This is a genomic window from Mangrovimonas spongiae (assembly GCF_003944795.1).
Classification (GTDB): Bacteria; Bacteroidota; Bacteroidia; order Flavobacteriales; family Flavobacteriaceae; genus Mangrovimonas; species Mangrovimonas spongiae.
In genome coordinates this window covers 549,172-561,954 of record NZ_RWBG01000002.1, presented here as the reverse complement: position 1 = coordinate 561,954, position 12,783 = coordinate 549,172, and the positions used below count along the sequence as shown (strand labels likewise).

The 12,783-nt window shown below is 34.5% G+C and carries 9 protein-coding genes; 2 read left to right on the top strand and 7 right to left on the bottom strand.

What is annotated here, in order from left to right:
• Window positions 1-24 precede the first annotated feature (24 nt).
• The 6 genes from EJA19_RS06810 to EJA19_RS06785 all read right to left on the bottom strand — a co-directional run bounded on the left by EJA19_RS06810 (window position 25) and on the right by EJA19_RS06785 (window position 8,147).
• Window positions 25-1,839 carry an OstA-like protein gene (locus EJA19_RS06810; RefSeq protein ID WP_125467595.1) on the bottom strand — a complete coding sequence of 605 codons (1,815 nt, stop codon included), beginning with the start codon at window positions 1,837-1,839 and terminating at the stop codon, window positions 25-27.
• Window positions 1,840-1,968: 129 nt separating this feature from the next.
• Window positions 1,969-3,240, bottom strand: coding sequence for an adenylosuccinate synthase (locus tag EJA19_RS06805; protein ID WP_125467594.1), 1,272 nt, complete (start codon window positions 3,238-3,240; stop codon window positions 1,969-1,971).
• A gap of 12 nt (window positions 3,241-3,252) precedes the next feature.
• The gene (locus tag EJA19_RS06800; protein WP_125467593.1) at window positions 3,253-3,705 is read right to left on the bottom strand and encodes a Fur family transcriptional regulator; all 453 of its coding nucleotides are present in this window, start codon (window positions 3,703-3,705) and stop codon (window positions 3,253-3,255) included.
• Between the two features lie 27 nt (window positions 3,706-3,732).
• On the bottom strand, window positions 3,733-5,946 hold the full coding sequence (locus EJA19_RS06795) for a RelA/SpoT family protein (RefSeq protein ID WP_125467592.1): 2,214 nt from the start codon (window positions 5,944-5,946) through the stop codon (window positions 3,733-3,735).
• Between the two features lie 102 nt (window positions 5,947-6,048).
• Window positions 6,049-7,785: a M56 family metallopeptidase gene (locus EJA19_RS06790; RefSeq protein ID WP_125467591.1), complete on the bottom strand. Its 1,737-nt coding sequence runs from the start codon at window positions 7,783-7,785 to the stop codon at window positions 6,049-6,051.
• A 2-nt stretch (window positions 7,786-7,787) separates the two neighbouring features.
• A complete protein-coding gene (locus EJA19_RS06785; RefSeq protein WP_125467590.1) occupies window positions 7,788-8,147 on the bottom strand; it encodes a BlaI/MecI/CopY family transcriptional regulator in 360 nt (119 codons plus the stop codon).
• A gap of 168 nt (window positions 8,148-8,315) precedes the next feature.
• On the opposite strand from EJA19_RS06785, the gene EJA19_RS06780 reads away from it, so the two are divergent.
• Window positions 8,316-9,272, top strand: coding sequence for a calcium/sodium antiporter (locus EJA19_RS06780; RefSeq protein ID WP_125467589.1), 957 nt, complete (start codon window positions 8,316-8,318; stop codon window positions 9,270-9,272).
• A 57-nt stretch (window positions 9,273-9,329) separates the two neighbouring features.
• On the opposite strand, the gene EJA19_RS06775 is transcribed toward EJA19_RS06780, so the two are convergent.
• Complete coding sequence (locus tag EJA19_RS06775; RefSeq protein WP_125467588.1) at window positions 9,330-10,340, bottom strand: glutamine synthetase beta-grasp domain-containing protein; 1,011 nt, start codon at window positions 10,338-10,340, stop codon at window positions 9,330-9,332.
• Window positions 10,341-10,588: 248 nt separating this feature from the next.
• Between EJA19_RS06775 and EJA19_RS06770 the strand changes: the two genes are divergently transcribed.
• Window positions 10,589-12,775 carry a glutamine synthetase III family protein gene (locus tag EJA19_RS06770; RefSeq protein WP_125467587.1) on the top strand — a complete coding sequence of 729 codons (2,187 nt, stop codon included), beginning with the start codon at window positions 10,589-10,591 and terminating at the stop codon, window positions 12,773-12,775.
• Window positions 12,776-12,783 lie beyond the last annotated feature (8 nt).

Genomic DNA, 12,783 nt, shown 5'->3' with positions numbered 1-12,783 from the left:
TTATAGTTACTTTATTTAAAAAACTTAGTTGTTTTCTTCTTTATCTTTTTTCTTGCTTTTTTCCGGATTTATTTTTTTTAAAACGTTTTTTGGAAGTTTTCTCGATGCTTTTAAAGGTTTGTTAAGGTTATTAGGGTTGTTTTGTTTTTTTTCTTCAGCTTCCTCAGCTTTTTTAATGCGTTTAAGCATAGAGGCATCAAAAAACTCTTCTTGAGGTACGTAAGGTTCTAAGCCTTGAATGGTAGGAAGCTCTAACGGAGGGTCATCACTAAATAAATCTTCCACGCTTTTAGGTCTTTCGTCTTCACGCCAAACAAATCCGCGAAGCTTTCTCGCATTTTTAGGAAAATCAGATTCCGGATAAATTTTAGCATCTATTTGATTATATCTGTAATAACGTTCAACTTCACCGTTTTTAAAATTAATCTTTATACTGCCTGCTTTGGCTTTATCAATACCTATAAGCTCTTGCTCATCGTTTCTAGAAAAGAAAATAGATTCGGCGTTTTTAATTAAATCGACTTGTTTTAGTTTGTTCTCATCATTAAACAACCCAATAAGTTCTTTTCCTTTTATTTGGTTATAACTATCTTCACTAACAGTGTCTTTACTGATTAAAAAGGCATCGTAAAAGACAAAAAGCGAATCAATTTTTTCGGTTTTTGGATTGGATTTAATATGAATAGTATCGCCCGTCATTTGGTTGCCTTCATTCCATAATATAGGTCTTCGCTTAGTGGCAAAGGCATCTTGTGAGCTTAATCTGGATAAGTTTATTAGTTGTGTTAAGCCACTTTTATGGTCTACATGAATGGAGTCGGATTTACCACTTAAATCGCTTTTGTATAATTTAACATTTCTAAACGCTCTTGTAATTCTACTTTCAGGTTTTCCTGTAACCATGAGGGTATCGGCATGCATGTATGCCGAATCGTTTTCTTGTACCGTAATGGCTAATGCTCTCTTGGTAATAAAAACGGAGTCTTTGTTTTTGTAAACTTCGGCATAATGCCCTTTAATAACACTATTATTTGCGGTGTCGGTAACTTTAATATTATTTGTGGCAGAAGCAAAACTTCGCGTATTGTCAAAGTACATACTGTCGCCTTCAAAAATACGATTGTCGTAATCTATACGTGTTTTTTTAATCCCGTAGCCTTGTTTTCTTTCGGTATCGTAAAACCCTCTTTCGCAGTAGGTTTTACTGTCTGAAGTTGTGATGGTTGAGGGGCCGTATAAATAAGCGTATCCTGTTTCGGAATAAAAATCTAGTTGATTGGTATTAATATTATAGTCTGGATGAACTAAAATCACATCTTGAACAAACTGGTATTTGCTATTATCCATATAATAACGGCCAATTTTACTGGTTATCGTTCCCGATGAATCACGCACAACTTTCCCGCCACTTTTATAATAAGATTCCTGTTTTACTCTATCAAAATATAAGGTGTCAGTAGTGAGTTTAGAGTTCGGGTCGGTTAAAACAACATCGCCGCTAGCAAAAGCTAGTTTAGTTTGGCCACTGTACTCCACGTACTTGGCATTCATATTAATGGTGTCGCCTTGTTTCATTTTTACGTGACCATAGGCTTCAATAAAGTTGTCGTCACTATACAGTAAGGCTTGATCGCACCACATGTTTACACCTTCATGAATAACATGAATTTGTTGTTTATCATCACGTGTCATGACTTTTAGCCCTGGTGTTTCGTTATCGTTAAACTCTAAAAAACCAGAATATTTTATTTGAATACGCTTTTGTTCTTGTGCATTACTAACTCCTGAAAGTAGGAGGATGAGTAGTAGGCTAAAAAACAAGTGCTTGGTTATTTTCATTACCTTGAATTTGAGTTCAAAAATAAGGATTTATACGTTGGGAGTTTCGTTGTTATGATTTTTTTAATATAAATAAAAAAAGCTCCACTAATTCTAGTAGAGCTTTTGTGTGATAGATTATTCTTTATTTTACCTAAAAATAGTTTGTTTTCTGTCTGGGCCAACAGATACAATTTTAATAGGGATTTCAAGTTCTTTTTCAAGAAAATCGATATACTCGTTAAGTGCTTTTGGTAATTGTGAAGCTTCACTCATGCTTGTTAAATCGGCTTTCCAACCTGCCATTTCGGAATAAATAGGCGATACATTCTCTTCTTCGATATTGTAAGGTAAATGTGTGATGGTTTTGCCTTTGTAATTGTAAGCGGTGCATACTTTTAGCGTTTCGAAACCTGACAACACATCGGCTTTCATCATCATTAACTGTGTTACGCCATTTACTTGGCAAGCGTATTTTAAGGCTACTAAATCTAACCAGCCACAACGTCTTGGACGTCCTGTAGTTGCGCCAAATTCGTTACCAACTTTTGCCATGGTAGCACCATCTTCATCGAATAATTCGGTAGGGAACGGTCCCGAGCCTACACGTGTGGTATAAGCTTTAAAAATACCAAAAACATCGCCGATTTTATTAGGAGCAATACCTAAACCAGTACACGCGCCAGCAGCAGTTGTATTTGATGAGGTTACAAATGGATAGGTGCCAAAATCGATATCTAATAACGAACCTTGAGCGCCTTCTGCAAGGATACTTTTTTCTGCTTTTTGTGCTTGAAAAACATATTCTTCGGAGTCAATAAACTGCAATGTTTTTAGTTGTTCTACACCTTCAAAAAACTCTGCTTCAAGCTCGTCTAAATCGTATTGAATATCTACATTGTAGAAATCTATCATGGCTTCGTGCTTATTGGCTAAAGCGCGGTATTTTTCTTTCCAATCATTCATTTCTAAGTCGCCAACACGAATACCATTTCTGCCGGTTTTATCCATATAAGTCGGGCCAATACCTTTAAGTGTAGAACCAATTTTAGCTTTCCCTTTGGAGGTTTCGCTGGCCGCATCTAAAAGTCTATGAGTTGGTAGTATAACGTGTGCTTTTCTGGAGATAAGCAGGTTTTTTTTGTAATCTACACCTTGCTCAGTTAACTTGTCTAACTCTTTTTTAAAGATAACAGGGTCTATTACAACACCGTTTCCAACTAAATTAATAGCATCTTCATGAAAAATCCCTGATGGGATGGTATGAAGCACATGTTTCTTTCCGTTAAAAACTAATGTGTGTCCTGCGTTTGGGCCGCCTTGAAAACGGGCAATAATATTGTATTTGGAGGTAAGAACATCGACAATTTTACCTTTGCCTTCGTCTCCCCATTGTAATCCAAGTAGTAAATCTACCGCCATTATAGTATAAAGTTATGTTGTTTTTTTTCGGTTTCCGTAAAAGTAGAGTGAGTGATTTTTTATTTCGATATCGAAAACGTCTTCGATAGTTTTTTTAATAGATTGAATGCGTGGATCGCAAAATTCAATCACTTCGCCTGTATCGGTTAAAATAACATGATCGTGTTGTTTGTCGAAATAGGATTTTTCGTAATGCGCTTGGTTTTGGCCAAATTGGTGTTTACGTACCAAGCCACATTCTAAAAGAAGTTCAATGGTGTTGTAAAGTGTCGCACGACTAACACGATATTTTTTATTTTTCATTGTAATGTACAACGATTCTATATCGAAGTGTTCTTCGCTATCATAAATTTCTTGAAGGATAGCATAGCGCTCTGGTGTTTTACGATGCCCGTTCTCTTCTAGATAGGCTGTAAACACATTCTTTACAATTTCTTGGTTTTTTGTATCGGTTTTTACACTCATAATATGCTTGCAAAGTTACACTTATTTTTAAACTCTTGATACTTTATCGATACCATTAATTTTTTTCAGATTATCGATAACTTTATTCAGCATGGCGCTGTTCTTGACTACAACATTTATTTTCCCTGAGAAAATACCGTCTTCGCTTTCAAAACTAATGCTTTTCATGTTTACGTGCATGTTGGAAGAAATAACTTCGGTAATTTTGTTAACTAAACCTATGTTATCTATTCCTGATAGTTTAATTTGTGTGGCGAATTCTTGTTGTGAGGAGTCCACCCATTTAGCTGTCATAATGCGATAAGCATAGTTAGACTGAAGACTTAACGCATTTGGACAGTTTTTTTTATGCACTTTTAAACCGTCGTTTATTGTTAAAAAGCCAAAAACAGGATCGCCAGGAATAGGGTTACAGCAAGATGCTAGTTTGTAGTCTAATTTTTGTTCGTCTTTGCCAAAAACTAATTGGTCGTATTTTGTTGTAATTTCATCTTTTTCTATGTCATCTTTTGAGATACTAGGCTTACGAACAATTTTATTTTTTATATAGCTAACAAGGGCATTGCTTCGAGAGGAAGCATATTCTTTAAGTTTACTATTGTCTATTTTGCCTATGCCAACACGGTAAAATAAATCTAAACTTGTTTTAAGTTTAAAATGGTTAACAAGCTCGTTAACGGTTTTTTCGTTAAGTGTTATTTTGAGTTGTTTTAATTTACGTCTTAAAATTTCTTTGCCTTCTTCGGCAATTTCTTTTTTCTCTGCTTTTAAAAGTGATTTTATTTTACTTCTGGCTCTTCCTGTAGTCGCGTAATCTAGCCAGTTGGTGTTTGGTTTTATCGATTCTGAAGTTAAAATCTCTACACGATCGCCACTTTTTAGAGTATGACTTAGTGGTACTAATTTGCCATTTACTTTTGCACCACGAGTTTTCATACCAACCTCTGTGTGTATACTAAAGGCAAAGTCTAAAGGAGTAGCACCTTTGGGTAATGACTTTAAGTCACCTTTAGGTGTGAAAACAAATATTTCTTTTGAATATAGGTTAAGTTTAAATTGCTCTACAAAATCTACAGCATTGGTTTCTGGGTTTTCTAAAGCATCTTGTAGTCTAGAAATCCACATATCTAAATTGTCATCGTTATCACTACCTTCTTTATACTTGTAGTGAGCTGCATAGCCTTTTTCGGCTATTTCGTTCATGCGTTCGCTACGAATTTGTACTTCTACCCAACGACTTTTAGGGCCAACTACGGTAATGTGAAGGGCTTCGTAACCTGTGGATTTTGGTGATGAAATCCAGTCTCTTAAGCGCGTAGGATTGGGCCTAAAGTGATCTGTTACAATAGAGTAAATTTTCCAGGCTAAGAATTTTTCATTTTTCACATCACTTTTATAGATAATTCTGACAGCAAACTTGTCATATACCTCATCAAAACTTACACCTTGATTCAGCATTTTACGCCTGATGGAAAAAATAGATTTTGGTCTTCCTTTTATTTCGTAGTTAAGGCTTTCTTTGTCTAAGGCTTCTTTAATAGCGTTACTAAATGTTTCAATGTAGGCATCTTGTTCTTCCTTACTTTCTTTCATTTTGGTAAGGATGTCGTTGTAAACTTCTGGTTCGGTATATTTTAAGCCTAGATCTTCGAGTTCGGTTTTTATGTTGTACAGTCCAATCCTGTGAGCTAGAGGGGCGTAAATATAAAGGGTTTCGGATGCTATTTTTACTTGCTTGTCAGCCCGCATAGAGTCCATGGTTTGCATGTTGTGCAAACGGTCGGCTATTTTAATAATGATGACTCTTACATCGTCATTTAATGTTAGGAGCATTTTTCTAAAGTTTTCAGCTTGTAGAGAAATGTCTCCCGACTTTTTTAGGGAAGAAATTTTTGTTAATCCATCCACAATACGCGCAACTGTTTCACCAAAAAGACGTTCGATATCAGCGAGTGAGTAGTCTTCGTTATCTTCAACAACATCGTGTAATAGGGCTGCTGCTATAGATGTGGCGTCTAGACCAATTTCTTGAGCCACAATTTTAGCGACTGCTATAGGATGAAAAATATACGCTTCACCAGATTTGCGGCGTTGTTCTTTATGGGCGTCTAAAGCTACATCAAACGCTTTTCTAATAAATTTTTTATCGTCGTCTGATAAGGTGCGATAGCTTACTTTAAGAAGTTCACGGTAAGCTTTGGCAATGGCTGCATTTTCTTTTTCTATATCCAATTCTGTCATACAACTAAAATAGCATAAAGTATTTTAATGGACAATAGTGTTGTAAACAAAAATAACCAGCCTTTTAAGGCTGGTTATTTTATTGCTTCTGGCAGCTGGGTTTTATTTTGTGGTAATTATAATAACACCGTTTTCTCCTTTTTTACCATAACTATTAGTAGCTTTTTCTCCTTTAAGAACTGTCATGGACTGAATTTTTTTAGGAGCAATTTTTTCTACTTCTTCTGGAGTGGCTTCTTTGTTATCTACAATGTAAAGTGGTGCTTTTGCACCTCCAATTATTTGAATGTTTTTGTTTGATGAGTTATTTTCGTGAGCCCAAATGATGTTGCCTTCTTTGTTGTTGTTTACCTCTTTTACTATGATGATTTCTTTTTCTTCATCTGTATTAGGAGAGTCTTTTTCGATAACTTCTATGATTTCAACTTCTTGATCATCATCATTATTATTGTCATTGCTTTTTAATTCAATAATTTTCTTTTTAATGTTTTTATCATCATCGGTTTTAACAATGAAAACTTTTTTATTGTCGCCTTTGGTGTTGAATTTTATGTTATTACCGTCTTTGTTTACAACAATTTTCTCTATTAGGTTGGCATTTCCAATAGAAATGTTATCGCCATTAGTGTTGTATTTAATTTGAATGGGTTGGATTGGCGTGTTATTACTTATGCTGTAATTGGCATTGGCGTTATTGGATTCTATATCAATTTTTATAGCGATAATTTCACCTTTAGAGTTTCTTTTTATGCCTTTAATTGTTACTTTAAGTCCATCTTTTTCAAGTGTTTCTTTTAAGGCGTTAATATCAGCTTCGGTAAAATCTTTGGTAATTATATGTACTTCAATATCTGTTGTGGTTTTATCATTAAAAACAATAACGCCATCTTTTCCTGATTCACCATATTTATTGATGTTTTTTTCTTTACTTAGCTCGTTATTTGTGGTTGCAGAGCTAATGACGTGCGATTTTAAATTAGCGTCTTTTTTTATGTAAACTTTTTTAGTGTTAAAGCTCATTAAAAAAAGAGCTAACGCTGGAAGGATTAAAAAATATTTCCAGGCTTTTGCTTTGTTTGATTTTGATTTGTGTAACATAACGATTCGTTTTTTGATTAATGAATTATAAAAATTATTGGCCATGACCAATTGATGATTGTTTGTTGTGCTTGTTTTTACTAAAAGCATTTGATAGCTTTTTTTGCAGTTAGAGCTGTTTTGCGCTTTTTTATCGGCAATAAACTCCAGGTTTTGCTTAATTTCTTTCTTGTATAACCAGATAAATGGATTCCACCATAAAAACACCGTTGCTATTTGAGCCATTATAACATCTATAGAATGTAATTGTTTGGCATGTACTTTTTCGTGGTTAATTATATGTTTAAGTTCGGTTTTGTTAAACTGTGTAGGGTTGTAGGCAATCCATCTAAAAAATGAAAAAGGCGGGATATTTGCCGTAGTTGTAATATAAGTGTAGTTGCCCTTTATGCTTTTATCTGTTTTTGTTAAAATAGTAAACAGTGCCTTGAATTCAAATATGAGTTTTATGCCTAATGTAGCCAAACCAGTAAAGTACACCCAAGTTAAAATGTTAATAAGTGAAATGCCTTGCTCTGGTGTTTGTGGTGTAGCTGTATTTGTGATTAAAAAATTGGATGTATTTATTGGCGTGTATTCAACATAAATGGGAATAGATATAACTGGCGTAATTGCCGCTAGTAATAATCCTGTTAATAAAAACCAACGATTGCTTTCAAAAAAAGTCTCTTGCTGAAGGAATATTTTATAGCATAAATAGAATAAGATGATTATGGCCGAAGATTTTAATATATATTCCATAATTACTTTTTGCTTTCAATTAGTTCTATAATTTCTTTAAGTTCTTCAATGCTTATCTTTTCTTCTTTAGCAAAAAAAGAAACCACATTTTTATACGAGTTGTTAAAGTAGTTCGCAATAGCGGTATTCATAAACCTTTTTTTGTAGGCTTCTTTAGTAATAATAGGGTAGTATTGGTGGGTTTTCCCATAAGCATGGTAGGATACATAACCTTTATCTTCTAGATTTCTAATAATAGTAGATAGCGTGTTGTAATGTGGTTTGTCTTCTTGTATTTCTGCGAGTACATCTTTAACAAAAGCTTTTTCAAGCTTCCATAAAATATGCATAATTTCTTCTTCCTTGTTTGTTAACTTTTGCATAGTTGAATTTTATTGTGCTTACACAAACCTATAACTATTTTTGTAGTTATACAACTACGTATATAGTTTTTTAACGAAATTTTTAGTTTTTGGATTAAAACAAAACTTAATACTATCTTCGCGTTTTTAATCAAACGTATAACTAGTTAACGTTTTTAAGTGTAATTTATGAGTGTAGTTTGGGTTTTATTGGGGCTTATGCTTTTGGTTGTTGGAGGCGAGTTTTTGGTGAGGTCTTCTGTAGCATTGTCGTTTAAGTTGAAACTTTCAAAGTTGGTAATAGGAATGACAGTGGTCTCTTTTGCAACATCTGCACCAGAATTATTGGTGAGTATACAGGCTGCTTTAGATGGATCGTCCGATATTTCTCTTGGCAATGTTATTGGTTCCAATATAGCTAATATAGGTTTGGTGTTAGGGGTTACAGCGATTATTTCGCCGTTGCTTGTCGACCGCGATTTTTACCGCCTGAACTGGCCAATGATGATGATTTTGTCCTTGTTGCTTTATGTGTTTTTAAGTCAGGATAAACTTTTAAGTAGGATTGAAGGTGTTGTATTTATGGTAGCTTTAATTGTGTTTTTAATTGTGCTTATTAGAGATTCTAGGAAAAGTAATCATGTTGAAGTTGAAGATGTAGATGTAGATGATGCACTTCAAAAAACATCTAACTTTAAAATTACTGTTTGGTTATTAATAGGGGCAGCGTCCTTATATTTTGGTAGTGAATGGTTAGTAAATGGTGCAAAAGATTTAGCAACATCGGTTGGTGTTAGTGAGTATGCTATTTCGGTTACTGTAATTGCTATTGGTACAAGTGTTCCTGAGTTGGCGGCTTCGGTAATTGCTGCTTTAAAAAAAGAAAAGGCTATTTCTCTCGGAAATTTAATAGGATCGAATATTTTTAATATTGCATCGGTTTTAGGGATAACAGCTATTATTAAACCTATTCAAGTAAACCCAAATACGCCAGAGATTTTATCGACAAACATTTTCTGGATGATCGGTTTTGCAGCTATATTAATTCCCTTAGTTTTTATTCCTAAACGGTTTGAAATTGGCCGATTAAAAGGGTTTTTAATTTTCGGTGCTTATCTAGTTTTTATAATGTTGTCTGTGTTATAAATAAAAAAGACCTGCCCTAAAAAGCAAGTCTTTTTATAATAAACAAAACAGATGTTTTTATACGTCTGCAGATTTAACAGTTTCTACAATTCGTCCAGCGATTTTGTATGGATCGCCATTAGATGCTGGTCTTCTGTCTTCTAACCAACCTTTCCAGCCTTTTTCAACTGTAATAATAGGAATTCTTATAGAAGCGCCTCTATCTGAAATGCCATAGCTAAAATCATCTATTGATGCTGTTTCATGGTCTCCAGTTAAGCGTTCGTCGTTAAACTCTCCGTAAACAGCAATATGCTCCTTAGTTACAGGTCTAAAGGCTTCACAAATTTTCATGTAAGTCTCTTTATCGCCACATTCTCTTAAAGTAGAGTTAGAGAAGTTAGCATGCATTCCAGAGCCATTCCAATCTCCTTTTACAGGTTTTGGGTGGTATTCAATATAATAGCCGTATTTTTCGGTTAATCGATCTAATAGGTATCGTGCAATCCAAATTTCATCACCTGCTTTTTTTGCACCTTTAGCAAAAAGTTGAAACTCCCATTGTCCTGAAGCAACTTCCTGATTGATACCTTCAAAGTTTAAGCCGGCTTCAATGCATAAATCTGCATGTTCTTCAACAAAATCTCTACCGTGTGTATTTCTCCCGCCAACAGAGCAGTAATACATACCTTGAGGGCCAGGATATCCACCTATAGGAAAGCCTAAAGGTAATTGTGTGTGTGTGTCCATAATGAAGTACTCTTGCTCAAAACCAAACCAAAAATCGTTGTTGTCATCATTAATTGTAGCTCTTGCATTTGATTCGTGAGGTGTGCCGTCAGCATTTAATACTTCTGTCATTACTAAGTAACCATTTTTTCTAGCAGGGTCGGGAAAAATAGCTACAGGTTTTAAAAGACAATCAGAAGAGTTTCCTACTGCTTGTTTTGTAGAACTACCATCAAAAGACCAAATCGGGCAGTCTTCAAGCTTGCCGCTAAAGTTATCTTCAATTTTAGTTTTACTTCTCATGTTTTGAGTTGGGTAGTAGCCGTCAAGCCAAATATACTCAAGTTTAGATTTTGCCATTACGTTATTAGTTTTTTAATTAAGGTGCAAATATATGTTATCAATTTTAAACCTTGTTTTTTTTAGGGTGTTTTTTTTGTTTTAAAAAGTAATTTTATAAACACCCCTATTTTTTTATGGGTTGTTTTTGTTTTTATGGCTAAAATGTTTAAAAATATCCTAAATTGTTAATAATATGAGTCGGTTTTATTTTACTCTTTTTATAGACCGTAGTAATTTTGCTCTTATCAACATAAAAATCAATAAAAATGTCTACACTTAGATTTCATGCTATCAAAGAATCCTTAAATAGAACATCTGTTCAGGTTAAGGAGCCTTCAAGACGTTCAGAAGTTTTTGGAGCGAATGTGTTTAATGAACCTGCTATGCGTCAATTTTTAACCAAAAAAGCCTATGAAAGCGTTATGTCTGCTATTGAGAATGGTGCTAAAATAGACAGAGATGTTGCAGACCATATTTCAACAGGAATGAAAGAATGGGCGATTTCAAAAGGAGCAACTCATTATACACATTGGTTTCAGCCATTAACAGGAACAACAGCAGAAAAGCATGATGCCTTTTTTGAGCCTATAGGTAATGGTAATGCTATAGAACGATTTGGGGGCGGGCAATTAGTGCAGCAAGAACCCGATGCATCTAGTTTCCCTAACGGAGGGATAAGAAATACATTTGAAGCACGAGGATATACAGCTTGGGATCCAACATCGCCTGCTTTTATTTATGGTACTACATTGTGTATTCCAACCGTTTTTGTGGCTTACACAGGAGAAGCACTTGATTATAAAACGCCTTTATTGCGTGCGCTTCAAGCTGTGGACAATGCCGCAGTTGCTGTGTGTAAATATTTTGATAAAAATGTTAAAAAAGTAAACGCCTCTTTAGGATGGGAGCAAGAGTACTTTTTAATAGATAGCGCTTTGGCAGCATCAAGACCAGATATAACCTTAACCGGTAGAACTTTGTTAGGGCATGCCGCAGCAAAAGGGCAGCAGTTAGACGACCATTATTTTGGGACTATTCCTAATCGTGCTATGGATTTTATGCGTGATTTTGAAAATGAGTGTATTTTATTAGGAATACCTGTTAAAACGAGACATAATGAAGTGGCACCAAACCAGTTTGAGCTAGCGCCTATATATGAAGAGGCTAATTTAGCTGTAGACCATAATTCGTTATTAATGGATGTTATGAATCGTGTGGCCGAAAGACATCATTTTAAAGTTTTGCTTCATGAAAAGCCTTTTGCTGGTGTAAATGGTTCTGGAAAACATAACAATTGGAGCTTAGGGACAGACACAGGTGTAAATTTATTAAGTCCAGGAAAAACGCCTATGAGCAACTTACAATTTTTAACCTTCTTTATCAATACCATAAAAGCAGTTTGCGATAATGAAGAATTGTTAAGAGCCGCAATAGCTTCGGCGAGTAATGATCATAGATTAGGGGCAAACGAAGCGCCACCAGCTATTATATCGGTATTTATTGGAGAACAATTAACAGGTGTTTTACAGGAATTAGAAAATGTAACCTCTGGAAAATTGTCGCCAAAAGAAAAGACCGATTTAAAATTGAATGTTGTGGGTAAGATTCCAGAAATTCTTCTAGATAATACCGATAGAAACCGTACATCGCCATTCGCGTTCACTGGAAACAAGTTTGAGTTTAGAGCAGTTGGTTCTTGGGCAAATTGCGCTAATCCTATGACGGTTTTAAATACCATTGTGGCAAAACAATTAAAAGACTTTAAAGTAGAGGTTGATAAATTAATCGATACCAAAAAACTTAAAAAAGACGAAGCTGTATTTAATGTTTTAAGAGAATACATTAAAGCTTCTAAAAACATTTTGTTTGAAGGAAATGGTTATGGCGAAGCATGGGAAAAAGAAGCTAAAAAACGTGGCTTGAGTAATAATAAAACAACTCCAGAAGCACTAAAAGTAAAGATTAGTGATAAGGTTATTAATCTATTTGAGGAAATGGGAGTTATGAATACAGTAGAGTCTAAAGCGCGTTATGAAATAGAAATGGAAGAATATGTTTTGCGTATTCAAATTGAAGGTCGTGTTTTAGGTGATATAGCTAGAAACCATGTTGTCCCAACTGCTGTTCGTTATCAAAATATTTTAATAGATAATGTTAAAGGATTAAAAGAGATATATGGGGCTAGTTATAAGAAGTTTGCAAAAGAGCAATTAAGTTTGATTGAGGATATTTCTCAGCGTCTAGAGGTTATAAATTCTACCATAACCAAAATGATTGACGAGCGTAAAAAGGCTAATAAAATGACAGATGTAGAGAAAAAAGCTAAAGCTTACTGTCATAAAGTTAAACCACTTTTCTCTGATATTAGATACCATTGCGATAAATTGGAGCTTATGGTGGATGATGAGTTGTGGCCGCTTACTAAATACAGAGAGTTGCTTTTTACAAAATAGTAAAAAAA